The organism is Francisella hispaniensis FSC454 (assembly GCF_001885235.1).
Lineage (GTDB): Bacteria > Pseudomonadota > Gammaproteobacteria > Francisellales > Francisellaceae > Francisella > Francisella hispaniensis.
In genome coordinates this window covers 1,088,623-1,104,491 of record NZ_CP018093.1, presented here as the reverse complement: position 1 = coordinate 1,104,491, position 15,869 = coordinate 1,088,623, and the positions used below count along the sequence as shown (strand labels likewise).

Here is a 15,869-nt window from a genome sequence, read left to right as displayed (position 1 = left end):
GATATGTTTACTAGTTTATCAGAAAAATTACAATCGTCTTTTAAAAAGATAAAAGGCCAAACCTCTCTAACTGAGGAAAATATCCAATCAGCGCTACGTGATATTAGAGTATCACTTTTAGAAGCTGATGTCGCCTTACCAGTAGTCAAAAAGTTTATAGCTAATATTAAAGAAAAAGCTATTGGTGAAGAAGTCAAAAAAAGTCTTACCCCAGATCAGACTTTTATTTCTTTTGTCAAAAAAGAAATTGAAAAAGCACTCGGTGAAGAAGCTGTACCGATAAATCTAAAAACTCAGCCGCCTGCTATTATATTAATGGCTGGTTTACAAGGTGCTGGTAAAACAACATCTACAGCTAAGCTCGCTAAATACCTAAAAGAGCAACACAAGAAAAAAGTCATGGTGGTCAGTGCTGATGTCTATCGCCCTGCTGCTATCGATCAGCTAAGAACTTTAGCAAATAGTTTAAACGTTGAGTTTTTTGAATCAGATGCTTCACAACAACCTCAAGATATTGTGACAGCTGCGATAAAAACAGCAAAAACTAAACTCATAGATGTGCTTATCATCGATACTGCGGGTAGATTGCATATCGATAATGACATGATGGATGAGATTAAGCAAATCCACAAAATTGCCAAACCAATTGAGACTTTTTTTACAGTTGATAGCATGACAGGTCAAGATGCTGCAGTTACAGCTAAAGCATTTAATGACGCTTTAGAGCTAACTGGTGTAATTTTGACAAAAACTGATGGTGATGCTAGAGGTGGTGCTGCTTTATCGATTAGAGAAATCACCGGCAAACCAATCAAGTTTTTAGGTGTAGGTGAAAAGACTGATGCTTTAGAGCCATTTCATCCTGATAGAGTTGCTTCTAAGATTTTAGGCATGGGTGATGTTCTTAGCTTAATAGAGAGTATAGAGCAAAAAACAGAAAAAAAATCTGCTGAACAGCTGACTAAAAAACTTAAAAGTGGTAAGAGCTTTGATTTAGAAGATTTCAAAGCACAAATCCAACAAATGAAAAATATGGGTGGTGTAGGCTCAATTATGTCTAAGCTGCCAAATATGCCAGCAAATCTACCAGGTAACGTTGGTGATGATATGTTTAAAAAGATTGAGGCAATGATAGATTCTATGACTCCGCTTGAACGTAAAAAACCAGAGCTTATCAAACATAGTAGAAAGCAGCGAATTATTAAAGGATCTGGAACTACAATTCAAGATCTTAATAAACTGCTCCAGCAACACACGCAAATGAAAAAAATGATGAAAAGCGTTATTGGTAAAAAAGGTGGTATGGCAAACTTAATGAAACGTATGTCTGCTATGCAAGGTATGGCAAATATGCCAGGTCTTTTTGGTAAAAGAAAATAAGTATATATAAATATAAGGATATCAAAATCAATGATAGGTGATAAAAACTTTGATAAAGTTTCTAATATAAATATAAAAAAGGAAAAAGTATTGATTCCTGCAGAAGTTCTAATCCAAGATATACCTCTTTTAAAGACTTCTTTTGAAACTGTAAGAAAATCTCGCAAGGAAATAGCTAATATCATCCATGGAAATGATGATAAAGTTGCTGTAGTTGTAGGACCTTGTTCTATTCATGATCCTGTAGCGGCAATTGATTATGCTACTAAGCTAAAAGAACAAGTTAAAAATTTTCACAAAGATATACTTATTATAATGAGAGTATATTTTGAAAAACCACGTACTACAATTGGTTGGAAAGGATTCATCAATGATCCTGATTTAGATAACTCATATAATATCAATAAAGGGTTACGTCTTGCTCGTAACTTATTATCAGATTTAACTAGTATGGGATTACCGTGTGCAACTGAGTTTCTAGATGTAATTACTCCTCAATATTTTGCTGAGCTAATCACTTGGGGAGCAATTGGTGCTAGAACTGTTGAAAGTCAGGTACATAGAGAATTAGCTTCTGGTCTTTCTGCATCAATTGGTTTTAAGAATGCTACTAATGGTGATGTCCAAGTGGCTGTAGATGCTGTAAAATCTGCTACTTATCCTCATCATTTTTTGAGTACAACAAAATCTGGTTCAACGGCAATATTTGCGACTAAAGGTAACCAAAATGGTCATGTAATCCTTCGTGGCGGAGCTTCTGGTCCTAATTTCAGTAAAGAGCACGTTGATGACTGTATTGCTAAGCTAAAGAAAGCTGATATTAATACTAAGGTAATGATTGACTGTAGTCACGGTAATAGTCAAAAAGATCATACTAAGCAAATTAGCGTATTAGCAGATATTTGTGAGCAGATAAAACACAGCAATGATATTTTTGGGGTGATGATAGAAAGTAATCTTATTGGTGGCAATCAAGATATCAATAAAAGACCTCTTACTTATGGACAAAGTGTTACAGACAAATGTGTTGACTTTGAAGAAACAGTTAAGATGCTAGAAATGTTAGCTAAAGCGGTCCAAGTAAGACGTGGCTCTCAAGTTAAACAACAAGCTAAAGAAGAATCACAATTTTCTTTACTGTAAAATATCTTATTTTTTATCGAATTATTATGAAGATAGAGTTTCAATTTTTACTGTTGATTTAATTAAATAGTGATTGTTTTATTGCTTTAGCAAAATCATTAGCTGATTGAGGATTTTGTGCAGTTATAATCTTAGAATAGCTTTTTATATAAGACTGCCATTCTGAGGCGCTACTATATTTAGCACCAGCTTCGACTAAACTATCTTCTAGAGAAAAAGGCACAACATCGGTCAAACCGACAATTTTTTCTTCATTATTACTAAAGCCTGTTACTTCTTTATCTTTTATAATATTTTGACCATTATGATCTTTAACATTTATCAATGCTGCTACACCATGGCATATTGCGCCGATTACTCCATTTCTAGCATAAATATCTAAAACTTTACTATGAATATTAGAGTTATTTGGAAAATCCCACATTGTCCCATGGCCGCCAGCAAATACTATAGCATCATATTCTTTAATATTTACATCTCTAAGACTAGTGCTATTTTTCATAATATCTTTCAAATTATCATCGGCTAAAAATTTATCATTATAATAATCTTCTTGTGCAACACTATTAGGATCTATAGGAATTTCTCCGCCCATTATTGAGACTATATCAATATTAATATTGTCATCAAGAATACGGTAATATGGGTGAGTAAGCTCTGATAGCCATAATCCAGTTTTTTCATTTGAATCACCCATTCTATTATGACTAGTGGTAACCATTAAAACATTTTTCATAAAATTACTCCTGTTAATTATCTAAAGCTCATATAACTTTTACATACTTAATTACTATACCAAAAATAGTTTAATTATTTTGATACTAATATTTTCAAAATTACCTTGGATGTCCAAAAACTGTATCTAAATGATTTTTATAACTTAATGTAAATTCGTTGATAAGAGGATTTTTCATAACATCATTAGCAATAAATGTCTCTAATCCTTTCATACCTATAAATTCATGGGCTTTATGAAAATGTAAATATACTCCATCAACCCCAACACCTTCAAAAAGCTGGTCTTTCTCCACAAAAGCCTCTAATGGAGCATTCCATGTTAGCGATAGCATATATGTTTTACCCTGCAGTAAACCACCAGAGCCATATTTTTTGCTAGCATCATGTCTAGATCGACCATCACTAGCATACATAACACCATGACCTGTGGTGAATACTTCATCGATATATTTTTTAACAATCCAAGGTGGACCCATCCACCAACCAGGCATTTGATAAATTATAGTATCTGCCCAAAGCCACTTTTGAATCTCCTCATCTATATCATAGCCATTGTCAATAACTGTAACTTTGACATCATGACCAAGTCTTTTAAGATGATTCTCAGCGATATCATTTAGATATTGATTCAAAGCACCTTTTGAATGCCCAAATTCCTTTTTTCCATTAATTAATAGTATTTTTTTCATATATTTTGCCAGTAATAATTAGATAATAGCCAAGTTAATCAATTGGCTTCCTTGACAGACTGCACCAGTATTATGAATACTAATTACAACACCACCATAAGGTAGAATAAGATCTTTCTTTTGCATAGTGGATGTCTGGATATATTGACCAATTACATCACCAGCTTCGAAAATATCACCTGGTTTAATAAACCACTCATATAAACCACCCTCTATTGCTTTTAGATGTTTATAATTAGCTCCATAAACATGATGTCTAATATCAGTATTTAATAAATCAGTGTTAAAAGGTGAATCAATAATATCTTTGTGTTTCAGATAATTAAGGATGCCTTGAGTTTGCATTTTAGCATTAGTGAAGTTTATATACTCTTCAGAACCTAATTCAAGTGTGTAGCCCTCTTTGAGTACTTTTTCATCTCTACCATGTTTTTTGAATTCTTGAGACAAATGCCACCATGGACAAAATATAGCTTCATCAAGAGCACCACTAGTTTTATCATTATCTATAATAAGCATATCTTTATAGCCAAATTTTTCTGCTGTTTGTCTTGCAAAATCTGCAGTATATAAATATGTAGTAGCATCTGTATCTGTATGTAAATCAAGGACATAATCCGCCTTTTGAGCTTCTCTTTGGACTAGAAGATTTAATCTTTTTGCTCTAGATAGCTCCCACTCATTAGATAGTTCTTTATCTAACTCTTGCTGTAAAAGATTTTCAAAAGCCTGCTTATACTCTGCTGTAGTAGAATTGATATGTTCTTTGACAAATCCAGAATAATCAATAGATGGGTAAAAATAATATCTATTGAAGTTATCTCCTGTTGCAGAATCAAATCTACCTTGGTGCCCTGCTCCTATAAATACATCTTTACCGATAGGGTTACATTGAGGGATTAGATAAACATCACCTTTTGGTTGATACTTTTTGAAATACTCCAAAAGTTCTATCATTACAGCATTTCCCTGTAATTCTGAAGCGTGCATACTAGCTTGCATATACACACTTGGTGCTGATGAGTCAGAACCTTTAATAGTTATTTTCTCTACATGAATATCTTCACCTGTTGATGATTGACTTACTTTAATTTTTTGTTTGGAAATATAGTTAGACATAATGTTAACTCAAATTTTTATGATTACATAATTATAGCAACATAAAACTTTTACTATAAGAATATTTACTATCAAAAAGATTTATTGAGTTAATAAATCTTTACTATTACACCACTAGTTCTAAAATGCTAAAATGTCTTAATAAATCTTAAAAGCTAGTGATTAATTAAATGACAAAAGTAATGACCTTTAATGCTAATGGTATACGTGCAGCGGCTCGTAAAGGATTTTGGGAATGGTTTGTAACGCAGGATGTAGACTTTTTGTGCATCCAAGAAACAAAAGCACAATTTCATCAATTAGAAAAAGATGAACAGCATTTCCCAGATGGTTATTACTATGATTTTAAGGATGCTGTAAAAAAAGGTTATAGTGGTACTGCTATTTATGCTAAGAAAAAGCCTCTGAAAGTAATCAAAGAGCTTGGATTAGATTGGGCTGATGATGAAGGTAGGTATATCCAATTTGATTATGAAAAATTTAGTATTGCAAGTTTGTATCTGCCAAGTGGTTCTAGTGGAGATGTTCGCCAAGAGTATAAAATGCAGTTTCTTGAAAAGTATAAAGAAATACTAAAAGAACAAGTTGAGTCTGGTAGAGATTTTATAGTGTGTGGTGATTTTAATATTGTGCATAAAGAGATTGATATCAAGAATTGGAAATCTAATTATGGTAAAACATCAGGAGTATTACCAGAAGAGCAAGCTTGGTTAGATCATATCTTTGATGATCTAGGTTGGGTTGATACTTTCCGCGTGATAAATCATGAGCCATTACAATATACATGGTGGTCAAATCGAGGACAGGCTCGAGCAAATAATGTGGGTTGGAGGATTGATTATCATATTTCAACACCTGCTCTAAAAGATAAAGTTGTACCAAAATCTGATTATATCTATAAAGAAATTTGGTTCTCAGATCATGCGCCACTAACTATTAGTTATGATTATGAACTATAAGCAAACTAAACAATTACAGGCAATCAAAGAGGCAATAAGAGTATCAAAAGAATATTTCTTTGATCATTTTGCTAAAATGATTTGTGGAGATGAGCCATATGATTACTTCACATATAGGTCAAGTTCTAAATTAACAATGTTTTTCCAAGAGTTAGACTTACAATATACTCATGACGGTTCAACAAGAAGATTATGGGTTAAATCTATATTAGAAGATATTAATAACAACAGCTATGGAATTAAACATTTTTTAAGAATATACCTAGCCTTATTTGATGAATCATTTCTAAAAAAAATTAATCAAAATCCTATTGTGGATAAAGAAAAAGCAAGAAATGCTTTTAGAGAATTAATTAGATTTTCAATTAAAGAGTCTACAATTCCAAAATTTAGTGATTCTTTATTTACAGATATACATTATATTCAGCATAATATTAACGATAGGTATTGTGAAGAACTTCTTAAAAATGCTAAAGCAAAATTTGATAATCATTTTAAAAAAGATGCTATAAATGATTTATGGGATATTTTTGAAAGACTTAAAACTTATGTTTATGAGAATAAAAAAACATCTACAAAAATAATAATAGAATATATATCTGATTATTCAAACATTGAAATTAACGATATTGATGAAAAATTTAAAAGGCTTACAGAATTTGGTAATAAATATAATATTAGGCATTACGAGCGTAATAAAATTATTTTAAATGAAGAGGCATACTTTTTTGTATTTTATGAAATGCTAAACTTTTTAAATTTGATAATAGAAGCACTAAAAAACTCAGATATCAATAAACCATGACAAAAAACGCTTATATATTCTCAGGCTTACCAGGAGCAGGCAAAACAACTTTAGCTAAACAATTAGCACAAGCTATGCCTGATACAATATACTTCAGAATAGATACGGTCGAATATTATTTAAAAAAAGCGTATTCACAAGAGCTAACTAAACAAGGCTATGAAATAGCATTCTATCAAGCAAAAGAAAACCTTGAACTTGGTAAAAATGTAATTATAGACTGCTGTAACCCTATCTTGGAGTCTCGAGAATTATGGGACTCATTATCACAGATAAATAATACAAAAGTTATAAATATAGAAATCATCTGTAGTGATATACAAGCTCATCAAAATAGAATAGAAACCAGATATAAATCAAATCCAAATAAGTACCCTACTTGGCAGAATGTCTTAAATAGAGATTACGAGTCTTGGAAAGATGAGATTATTAGAGTTGATACCGCAAAAACTGATACTATAGAGTCATTCAATATACTTATGAATTATCTTGAGGAATACTAATGAAACATAAATTATCTTATAAGTTGTTTATTTTATTTGCTTTTCTATTTATCACATTAGATAGCTTTGCAAAGAGTTTCAAACAGTATAATGTTTATCTAATCCCTGATACTGCAGCTGATAAATATATTAAAGAATTTGATAAATCTCTAGCTGAAACAAATGTACTAGAGAAATATAAAACTACGCCTTTTATCAAAAATCACCCTGTACATTTGACATTGTATTTAACAAGTTTTCAAAATAAATATATTAAAGATATTGAAAGTCAGTTAACTAATCTTGCTAAGAATACAGAACCATTTTATATAGAAACTACTGGTTTTAGTGCTGGTAAAAGTGGTTTTGTAATGCTTGATATAAAAAATTCTCAATCATTACAGCAATTATCAAATTCTGTGATAAAAGACTTAGCGAAGTACAGAGATAAAGAATACCCTGCTCCAAGTTGGGTTAAATTCTATCCAAGTAAATTAGCATCTTTTGAAAAATATGGTTCACCAAATGCTTTTGCAGAATTTAATCCTCATATAAGTATATTGGCTGCTAATTTACAAACAGATAATGAAAGAGATAGCTTTGACAAAGATTTTAATGAGATTATCAAAAATACCCAATTAAAACCAACTAGCTTTAGAATCGAAGCAATCGGTTTTGGTGAAGTTGATGAAAATGGACAAGTAACTAAAACTCTACATATTTATAAACTAAATGGGTAGAATTGTAGGCATAAAATTAAATAGTAAGGAAATATAATGAGTAATAATCATTTTGATGTAATAAGTTTAGGTGGTGGCTCTGGTGGTATAGCTTCTGCTGTACAGGCTGCTAAGTTTGGTAAAAAAGTTGCTATTATTGAAAAACGTGAACTTGGTGGTACATGTGTAAATAGAGGTTGTGTACCTAAAAAAGCTATGTGGTATGGAGCTAATCTAGCTGAAGCACTAAAGCATGATGTCGCAGGATATGGTTTTGATGTTGAAGTTAAAGGTTTCAACTGGGCAAAGCTTAAAGAAAAAAGAGCTACATACATAGGTAATATTCATGGTTTCTATGACAGACTATTAGATAAATGGAATATTACTCATTTTAATAATTGGGGTAAATTTAAAGATAATAAGACTATAATTCTAGATGATGGTACAGAGCTGACAGCAGATCATATCTTTATTTCTCCAGGTGCGTACCCTATTGTGCCAAAAAATATCGAAGGTGCTGAGCTAGGTATCACGTCTGATGAGTTTTTTGAGCTAGAAGAAACTCCAAAAAAAGCTGTAATCGTTGGTGGTGGCTATATAGGTGTTGAGATCGCTGGAGTTCTAAATGCTCACGGTACTGATACAACTATTATGGTACGTAGAGATAAACCGTTAATGGAGTTTGATAATTGTATTAGTGATGCTTTGGTTGAATGTATGCAAATGACAAACCTAAATATCATAAACAATACAAATATAATTAAAGTTGAAAAAGCTGGTAGTACTCTCAAAATTACTACTGATATAGGTAAGGTTTTAGAGGAAGTTGATACTCTAATATGGGCAACTGGTCGCACGCCAAATACTCATAATTTAGGTATAGAAAACACTGATATAAAAATTACTGATAAAGGCATAATTCCTGCTAATGAGTGGTCTGAAACAAATGTTAAAGGAGTGTACTCTTTAGGTGATGCTTCAGGCGTGCCACAGCTTACACCTGTAGCTATCAAAACTGGTAGATATCTAGCTCGTAGACTATTTAATGGCGAAACTAATCTAAAAGCTAATCTAGAGTATGTTCCAACAGTAATCTTCTCCCACCCTGCTATTGGTACTGTAGGATTAACTGAAAAAGAAGCCAGAGATAAATATGGCGATGAAAATGTAAAAGTATACAAATCTCGCTTCACAGCTCTATATTGTGCTATTTCAGGACATAGAATGCCAACAGTTATGAAACTAGTTGTAACAGGCAAAGACGAAAAAATTGTCGGATGTCATATGATTGGTATAAATGTTGATGAGATGTTGCAAGGATTTGCAGTCGCTATCAATATGGGGGCTACTAAACGCGACTTTGATGATACTATAGCTATCCACCCTACTAGCTCAGAAGAGCTTGTGACTTTAGTTTAAGGAATATTCTATGATATTAACCACAGCCGATACTCTTGGTAAAAGAGAAATTATGGAATACAAAGGTCTAGTCACGGGAATAATTGTGCGAACTCCTACCATCACACAAGGTATCTTAGGAGGCTTAAAAAATATTATCGGTGGCAAAAATACTTCCTATACAAATGTCTGTAAAGAAGCTAGATTACATGCTGAGCAAGAGATGATAAATCAAGCTCAAGAGCTAGGTGCTAATGCAATAGTTGCGATTCGCTATGACTCAAGCAGTCTTGGGGGTAATACTAGTGGTACTGAAGTTTTTTGCTATGGTACCGCTGTGATTATAAGATGAATAATTAATTTCTAGTTGTTAAAAATATATTATTTGCTGTTTATTTCTAATTGTTTTTAAGTTTTAAATGCTCTATGATGAATTTTTGATCTTTTTTTAAAGGTTTTTTATTTTATTCAAAATAGGAGAATAATTGTGAATATAAGTGATATAAATCATTCAAAAAATAAAAATAATATTACCCCTTTTTGGGTGTTATGGACATTAGAGTTATGGGAAAGATTTGGCTATTATGGTTTACAAGCTATACTAGCTATTTACTTTGCTAGAAAGTTAGGTTTCAGTGATGCCGAAGCAATGTTGATCTTTGGTTCTTTTTCAGCATTATTATATGGAGGCCCATTAATTGGTGGCTGGATTGGCGATAGCTACCTTGGTGCAAAGCGTACAATATTTATTGGTGCGGGAATTTTATTTTTATCATATATATCACTTAGCTTAAGTACATTTATTGCTGAGCATGTAGATAGTACAGAAAAGACGGTTGTTATGTACTCACTAGCTGGAGTTGCTATCGGTGGAGGCTTATTTAAAGCTAACCCTACTTCTTTAATTTCAAAGTTATTTGAAAAAGGTGATCCTGCTTTAGATGGCGCTATGACACTATATTATATGGCGATTAATATTGGCTCTTTTGTATCTATGCTTCTTACCCCTATAGTAGCCGCTAAATATGGTTATCTTCATGCTTTCTTATGTTCAGCTATTGGGATGTTTCTAGGATTAATTAGCTACACTATTTTCTATCCGAAAATTAAAAGAATCTCAACAGAAGCTGGTAGACAAAAGATGTCTTGGTTTAAGGTTTTTGTGGTACTTTTAGGAGCCTGTATAGCGATCTTTATAATAGGTAATATACTTGAAAACACTACTTTATGTACTAGCATAGTTGTTGTAATCGCGATATTAGCACTAATATACTTCTTTATACAAATGTTCAAACAGGCTGAGCATGAAAGAAAAAGGATGCTAGTAGCTTTAATATTAATTGTACAGGGGATTATCTTCTTTGTATTATATCAACAAATGCCTACTTCTCTTAATTTCTTTGCAGTTAATAATGTCGATCCTAACTTTTTAGGCATGAATGTACACGGTGAACAATGGCAGGTACTTAACCCTCTAGTAATAGTATTAATGTCACCAATTCTATCGGTTGTATATAAAAAAATACCTGGAACTCATGTGACAAAATTCTGTTTTGGTATGACTTTATGTGCATTAGCATTTTTAGTACTATACTTTCCACAATTTACCACAACTGACGGTATTGTATCTGGTTGGTGGTTAGTTGCTAGTTATTTCTTCCAATCTACTGGAGAATTACTAATCTCAGCACTAGGTTTATCTATGGTTGCTGAGCTATTCCCAAGAAATATGAGTGGTCTTGCACAAGGTATGTGGTTACTTACTACAATGGTAGCTGGCCCAATTGGTGGTTATGTAGGTGCTTTGACAGCCCCAGCAGCAGGTACTGTTTTTACAAAAGTTGAAGGCCTTGCAGTCTATGGACATGTATTTTTAACTATAGGTATTTTTGTCGCTGTGATTGCTGCTATTATGTGGGTGGCTCGTGGATGGCTAAATGCTATCATAGAGAGTACAAGAGTACATTTTGTATCAGAAGTTACTCACGGAATGCACGAGGAAGCTACAGTTTTACCTAAAAATAATTAATCTTGAGCCTTTGGCTTTCTAACACTTTTATTCTGATGAATTTTTTGTCTGATTTTTTTAGCAAAATCTATATTATGATTTGAGCTTTTCTTTTGATTAGTGTTTTTATTATTTTTATTTGCTCTCTTTGCAGCTATTATTTTAACTTCATCAATTTTTTTAGCCTTAGTTTTGCGTGACATGCTTGTAATAGGAACATTATGAGTAGCCTCAAAACCTTCTAACTCTTCTCTTGGTAAAAGATGCCCAATTAAATGTTCTATATTTGATAGTGATTCAACTTCATCTGCACTTACTAAAGAAATAGCTAGACCATCTTGCCCTGCTCTGCCAGTTCTACCTATTCTATGGACATAATCTTCAGCAACATTTGGTAGATCAAGATTTATCACACAAGGAAGTTGGGCAATATCAATTCCACGAGCTGCTATATCTGTAGCAACTAAAACGTTTATTTCCTTGGATTTAAAATCTGCTAATGCCTTTGTTCTAGCTGTTTGGCTTTTATTCCCATGAATTGCGCTACTTGTAATACCAGCATTATTTAGTTTCTCTGATATCTTATTAGCACCATGCTTTGTACGTGAAAAAACCAAAACTTGATGTAGATCTTGATCTTTTATTAATGAAATCAAAGCATTAATTTTATTTGATTTATCTAACGTATAAATTTTCTGAGTAATCTTTTTAACTGTTGTATTTACAACATCAGCTGATACTGACTGAGGATTATCAAGAAAATCATTAGCAAGATTTTTTATCTCTAGTGAAAATGTAGCTGAGAACATTAGTGTTTGTAACTTTTTCGGTAAAAGCTTATGGATTCTTTTTAAATCATTAATGAAACCCATATCTAACATTCTGTCTGCTTCATCTAAAACAAAGGTATTTAAACTATCGAATTTAAGAGCATTTTGACTATATAAGTCTAGTAATCTCCCAGGAGTAGCTATCAAAATCTCAACACCTTTACGTAATTTCATCATTTGAGGATTAATACTCACTCCACCAAAAACTACTGCTGAACGGATATGTGTATTTGCGGCATATATTTGAATTTGTTCTTGTATTTGTGCTGCTAACTCTCTTGTGGGAGTTAAAATCAAAGTTTTGATTCGATTTGCTTGAGCTTTTGGTTGATCAAGAAGTCTTTGGATAATTGGTAATGTAAAGCCCGCTGTCTTGCCTGTACCTGTTTGAGCTGATGCCATGACATCACTACCTTTTAGAACTAATGGTATTGCTTTTGCTTGAATTGGAGTTGGTTTTGTATAGCCTTTTTTTTCTAAAGCGCTACATATTAAGGGGTTTAAACCTAAATCTGAGAATTGCATGAATATTTTTATTTCCGGTATTTTTTAACTTAGCTATATTAACATTAATAACTTGTATTTACTCTATAAAGATGAATTATTAAATAATATAATATTCAAAGTCCACTTAATTAAATTTATATCTAATAAAATATGAAAGACAAATACTGCTCTAAATTAGGTAAAAGTGTCCAGCAACATCTCATCAAACTAGGTCTAGAGCAACCCAGAGAATTTAATTCTGATAGTGATAATAAAATAGCCATAATAGCCAAAGCATATCGACAAATCTTAGATGCTCTTGGTCTACATACACATGAGTTTGAAAAAACACCTTTTAGAGTAGCAAGAATGTTTTCCCAAGAAATATTCAATGGTCTTGATTATGCTAATTTTCCGGCCTGTGCTTTGTATGAAAATGAGTTTAACTATACCGGTATTCTAACTCAAAAAGATATAACTATTATGTCATTTTGTGAGCACCATTTTGTCCCTTTTGAAGGCACTGCTGAAGTTTCTTTTATTCCTAACAATAATAATATTATAGGACTTTGCCGAATAAACAGTATTTGCAACTTCTTTGCAAGACGCCCACAAATTCAGGAGCGAATGACAGCTCAAATATTTGAGACCTTAAAATTTATCTTAGCGACAGAAGATGTTAGTGTGAAGATTAAGGCTAAACATACTTGTGTTTCATTTAGAGGAGTAAATAATCAAAGCTCTGAAACATATACTGAAATGCTTGGTGGTAGTTTTGCTAAATAGAAATGATATTAAGATTAAGATGAGTGATTTATTAGATATTGGATGTTTATTTTTAATTGCTTTGGTTATTGCTTGTATACTCTCAAAAGGATATTTGAGATATTTTATTGTGGCTATAACGATTATTTATTATCTTATAGGTAATGGAATCTTAGGAAGTATTTTAGCAATACCACTCAAATCAGAATCTACAGATATTAAAGCTTGTGCAAACACTAAAGGGATTATTCTCTTAGGCGCTGGCATTAATCAAGCTTTTGGTGAATTACAACCTACTTTAAGTGCATATGATCGTATACTTAAGACTGCTGAAGTATATCACCAATATCCACAGCAAATTATTATAAGTGGCGGAGCACCTTTCGGTGAAAAATCATCAGAAGCTGAAATCTATGCTGATGTGCTATATAAACTAGGTATACCAAAATCAAAAATTATTCTCGAGAAGAATTCTAAAAACACTTATCAAAATGCTGAATTTATTAAGAAAATGTTAGTTGATGATAAAAATACTTACTGTTTAGTTACTGGTGGAATTCATTATAAAAGAGCAAAAATTATTTTTGATAAATTTGCTATAAATACTATCAGTATAGCTTCATCAAAGTTTATGCCAAATATTAAAATACTTCCAAATGCTTATAACTTCTATATAACCCAAAATATAATTCATGAGTATCTGGGGATTGTAAAAATTTATCTATAATCATTTTAATTGTGAGATTGTTAGTTGTATCTATTATAATGCTAGTGCTAGCTAATACAATTTTATCTAAAAATAGCTGTTATAAATCCTATCAAAGATATATAATATTAAAAATCATTTAACTAACGTTAAAGGAAAGTTATGTTTTTTAAAGGTATTTTTTTGAAAATTATAGTTATTTTTAGTATAGCAATTGGGTTTTTATTTATATTTTTAAATACTTCAAGTGCAACAGAGAAAAACCACTCACAACCTATCTTAGAAATAGTCTCTTTTGAAACTACCAAAAATACTACTGCTCAAGATGTATTGCAAGCGTCAGATAAAGTAACTCAAGATCTACAAGCATCAAATGGCTTTATAAAAAGAACTTTGACTCAAAATACAAATAATCCTAATCAATGGGTTGATATTATTGAGTGGCAATCGATCAAAGATGCTCAATCCTCTATGGATAAAGCTGTAGAAGACAAAGATGTAAAAGCATTTCTTAAGTTGATGAAAAATGGCTCAAGAGTTTATCAAACAAAATCAGAATATTTGAGTATTAAGTCCCAAACTAAATAATTTTTTCAAGATTATTTTTTATATTAATAGAGTTTATCTTCTAAGTATATCTAAATTATGAATAAGCCAGGATTATCAGATGTTTAAAAATATAAAGCCTTTAATATTATTTTGTTTACTTATAGTAGTTGTTATGCTCAAACAATTAATATCGCTGCTGCTCAAATGCTTATTAAACAACAAACATTTGACGAGTTTGCTAGTGATATGAGAAGATTAGCCAAGCAAGCTAAAGATCAGGATGCTGAAATTATAGTTTTTCCTGAAGATAATTCAGTTAATCTAATTGATGATCTACCTTGGAATAAGCAAAGTATCATCAAACTTAGTGAATATTATAGTCAAACTAAAAACTTAGTAGTTAATTTAGCTAAAGAATATAAAATGATTGTTATAGGTGGAACTATTGCTAAAAATGATAATGGTAAAATCTCTAATACTATTTTGGTAGGTCTACCTAATGGTCAATTAATAGAAAATAACAAAATTTATCTAACTCCTGAAGAGAGAAATGTTGGTTATACTAAATTCGGTAAGGATATTTTATTATTAAATTATAACGGAGTTAAGATAGCTATCTTAATCTGCTATACTAGTGAATTCCCAAATATATCTTTAGAGCTTGCAAAAATAAAGCCAGACATTATTATAGTACCATCATATACTAATGATTTATATGGTCTAAATAGAGTCCATACAGCGATGAAAATGCTATCAATCCAAAACTTTGCTTATGGGGTTGTTGTAGGTATGGCTTCTGGTTTTGATAAGCAAAATACTCAAGGTATTGATGGTGTTAGTCAAATTCTTTTTACATCACCACAAAATAAAGCTTTTGTACTAAATCATCTGAGTAAAGGAAACTTCAATAAAGAGGATGTTGTTGTTGAAAAACTAGATATAACAAAGCTACACCAAGCACGTAAAAACTATGATGCTTTCCAAATGAAGATCTTAAATACAGCCAAAATTTAGCAATTAAATCAATAAATATCTAATCATAAAATTAATAATCTTAACTGTAATATTTAAGTATTCGCTATAATTTTAACTG

At 31.6% G+C, this 15,869-nt stretch carries 16 protein-coding genes and 1 pseudogene; 13 read left to right on the top strand and 4 right to left on the bottom strand.

Annotation, left to right across the window (positions count from 1 at the left end):
* Positions 1-3: 3 nt before the first annotated feature.
* Positions 4-1,380, top strand: coding sequence for a signal recognition particle protein (gene ffh, locus FSC454_RS05400; protein ID WP_014548243.1), 1,377 nt, complete (start codon positions 4-6; stop codon positions 1,378-1,380).
* Between the two features lie 30 nt (positions 1,381-1,410).
* Positions 1,411-2,523: a 3-deoxy-7-phosphoheptulonate synthase gene (locus tag FSC454_RS05395; RefSeq protein ID WP_066046889.1), complete on the top strand. Its 1,113-nt coding sequence runs from the start codon at positions 1,411-1,413 to the stop codon at positions 2,521-2,523.
* A gap of 58 nt (positions 2,524-2,581) precedes the next feature.
* Here the strand turns inward: FSC454_RS05395 and FSC454_RS05390 are convergent, their stop codons facing one another.
* The 3 genes from FSC454_RS05390 to FSC454_RS05380 all read right to left on the bottom strand — a co-directional run bounded on the left by FSC454_RS05390 (position 2,582) and on the right by FSC454_RS05380 (position 5,069).
* A complete protein-coding gene (locus FSC454_RS05390) occupies positions 2,582-3,244 on the bottom strand; it encodes a type 1 glutamine amidotransferase domain-containing protein (protein ID WP_066046933.1) in 663 nt (220 codons plus the stop codon).
* A 115-nt stretch (positions 3,245-3,359) separates the two neighbouring features.
* Entirely contained in the window at positions 3,360-3,950 is a 591-nt protein-coding gene (locus FSC454_RS05385) for an NAD(P)H-dependent oxidoreductase (protein WP_014548246.1), read from the bottom strand.
* Between the two features lie 18 nt (positions 3,951-3,968).
* Positions 3,969-5,069, bottom strand: coding sequence for a M14 family zinc carboxypeptidase (locus FSC454_RS05380; protein WP_014548247.1), 1,101 nt, complete (start codon positions 5,067-5,069; stop codon positions 3,969-3,971).
* A gap of 170 nt (positions 5,070-5,239) precedes the next feature.
* On the opposite strand from FSC454_RS05380, the gene FSC454_RS05375 reads away from it, so the two are divergent.
* From FSC454_RS05375 to dptA, 7 genes are all read left to right on the top strand, one after another.
* Positions 5,240-6,028 carry an exodeoxyribonuclease III gene (locus FSC454_RS05375; RefSeq protein ID WP_066046891.1) on the top strand — a complete coding sequence of 263 codons (789 nt, stop codon included), beginning with the start codon at positions 5,240-5,242 and terminating at the stop codon, positions 6,026-6,028.
* Positions 6,018-6,833, top strand: coding sequence for a hypothetical protein (locus FSC454_RS05370; RefSeq protein ID WP_066046935.1), 816 nt, complete (start codon positions 6,018-6,020; stop codon positions 6,831-6,833). The genes FSC454_RS05375 and FSC454_RS05370 overlap by 11 nt, the downstream gene beginning before the upstream one ends.
* On the top strand, positions 6,830-7,336 hold the full coding sequence (locus FSC454_RS05365) for a P-loop nucleotide/nucleoside kinase family protein (RefSeq protein WP_066046894.1): 507 nt from the start codon (positions 6,830-6,832) through the stop codon (positions 7,334-7,336). The genes FSC454_RS05370 and FSC454_RS05365 overlap by 4 nt, the downstream gene beginning before the upstream one ends.
* The gene (locus tag FSC454_RS05360) at positions 7,336-8,055 is read left to right on the top strand and encodes a 2'-5' RNA ligase family protein (protein ID WP_066046896.1); all 720 of its coding nucleotides are present in this window, start codon (positions 7,336-7,338) and stop codon (positions 8,053-8,055) included. Before FSC454_RS05365 ends, FSC454_RS05360 begins: the two co-directional genes overlap by 1 nt.
* A gap of 36 nt (positions 8,056-8,091) precedes the next feature.
* Positions 8,092-9,453, top strand: coding sequence for a glutathione-disulfide reductase (gorA, locus tag FSC454_RS05355; RefSeq protein ID WP_066046898.1), 1,362 nt, complete (start codon positions 8,092-8,094; stop codon positions 9,451-9,453).
* Between the two features lie 10 nt (positions 9,454-9,463).
* Positions 9,464-9,784 carry a YbjQ family protein gene (locus FSC454_RS05350; protein ID WP_066046900.1) on the top strand — a complete coding sequence of 107 codons (321 nt, stop codon included), beginning with the start codon at positions 9,464-9,466 and terminating at the stop codon, positions 9,782-9,784.
* Between the two features lie 135 nt (positions 9,785-9,919).
* A complete protein-coding gene (dptA, locus tag FSC454_RS05345) occupies positions 9,920-11,461 on the top strand; it encodes a dipeptide and tripeptide permease A (protein WP_066046902.1) in 1,542 nt (513 codons plus the stop codon).
* Here the strand turns inward: dptA and FSC454_RS05340 are convergent.
* Positions 11,458-12,795, bottom strand: a complete 1,338-nt coding sequence (locus FSC454_RS05340; protein WP_066046904.1) for a DEAD/DEAH box helicase — start codon at positions 12,793-12,795, stop codon at positions 11,458-11,460. The genes dptA and FSC454_RS05340 overlap by 4 nt on opposite strands.
* A gap of 132 nt (positions 12,796-12,927) precedes the next feature.
* Between FSC454_RS05340 and folE the strand changes: the two genes are divergently transcribed.
* The 4 genes and pseudogenes from folE to FSC454_RS05320 all read left to right on the top strand — a co-directional run bounded on the left by folE (position 12,928) and on the right by FSC454_RS05320 (position 15,813).
* Positions 12,928-13,542 (top strand): GTP cyclohydrolase I FolE, encoded by a 615-nt coding sequence (gene folE / locus FSC454_RS05335; RefSeq protein WP_066046906.1) that lies wholly within the window; start codon positions 12,928-12,930, stop codon positions 13,540-13,542.
* 19 nt (positions 13,543-13,561) lie between these two features.
* Complete coding sequence (locus FSC454_RS05330) at positions 13,562-14,248, top strand: YdcF family protein (RefSeq protein WP_066046937.1); 687 nt, start codon at positions 13,562-13,564, stop codon at positions 14,246-14,248.
* A 141-nt stretch (positions 14,249-14,389) separates the two neighbouring features.
* Positions 14,390-14,815, top strand: coding sequence for an antibiotic biosynthesis monooxygenase (locus tag FSC454_RS05325; protein WP_066046908.1), 426 nt, complete (start codon positions 14,390-14,392; stop codon positions 14,813-14,815).
* 79 nt (positions 14,816-14,894) lie between these two features.
* A pseudogene (locus FSC454_RS05320) lies at positions 14,895-15,813 on the top strand (nitrilase-related carbon-nitrogen hydrolase).
* Positions 15,814-15,869: the final 56 nt, after the last annotated feature.

Excerpts from the sequence above, each read along its gene's own strand:
- ffh (WP_014548243.1), top strand. The coding sequence starts at position 4 with ATGTTTACTAGTTTATCAGAAAAATTACAATCGTCTTTTAAAAAGATA.
- FSC454_RS05395 (WP_066046889.1), top strand. The coding sequence starts at position 1,411 with ATGATAGGTGATAAAAACTTTGATAAAGTTTCTAATATAAATATAAAA.
- FSC454_RS05390 (WP_066046933.1), bottom strand. The coding sequence starts at position 3,244 with ATGGTTACCACTAGTCATAATAGAATGGGTGATTCAAATGAAAAAACT.
- FSC454_RS05385 (WP_014548246.1), bottom strand. The coding sequence starts at position 3,950 with ATGAAAAAAATACTATTAATTAATGGAAAAAAGGAATTTGGGCATTCA.
- FSC454_RS05380 (WP_014548247.1), bottom strand. The coding sequence starts at position 5,069 with ATGTCTAACTATATTTCCAAACAAAAAATTAAAGTAAGTCAATCATCA.
- FSC454_RS05375 (WP_066046891.1), top strand. The coding sequence starts at position 5,240 with ATGACAAAAGTAATGACCTTTAATGCTAATGGTATACGTGCAGCGGCT.
- FSC454_RS05370 (WP_066046935.1), top strand. The coding sequence starts at position 6,018 with ATGAACTATAAGCAAACTAAACAATTACAGGCAATCAAAGAGGCAATA.
- FSC454_RS05365 (WP_066046894.1), top strand. The coding sequence starts at position 6,830 with ATGACAAAAAACGCTTATATATTCTCAGGCTTACCAGGAGCAGGCAAA.
- FSC454_RS05360 (WP_066046896.1), top strand. The coding sequence starts at position 7,336 with ATGAAACATAAATTATCTTATAAGTTGTTTATTTTATTTGCTTTTCTA.
- gorA (WP_066046898.1), top strand. The coding sequence starts at position 8,092 with ATGAGTAATAATCATTTTGATGTAATAAGTTTAGGTGGTGGCTCTGGT.
- FSC454_RS05350 (WP_066046900.1), top strand. The coding sequence starts at position 9,464 with ATGATATTAACCACAGCCGATACTCTTGGTAAAAGAGAAATTATGGAA.
- FSC454_RS05340 (WP_066046904.1), bottom strand. The coding sequence starts at position 12,795 with ATGCAATTCTCAGATTTAGGTTTAAACCCCTTAATATGTAGCGCTTTA.
- folE (WP_066046906.1), top strand. The coding sequence starts at position 12,928 with ATGAAAGACAAATACTGCTCTAAATTAGGTAAAAGTGTCCAGCAACAT.
- FSC454_RS05330 (WP_066046937.1), top strand. The coding sequence starts at position 13,562 with ATGAGTGATTTATTAGATATTGGATGTTTATTTTTAATTGCTTTGGTT.
- FSC454_RS05325 (WP_066046908.1), top strand. The coding sequence starts at position 14,390 with ATGTTTTTTAAAGGTATTTTTTTGAAAATTATAGTTATTTTTAGTATA.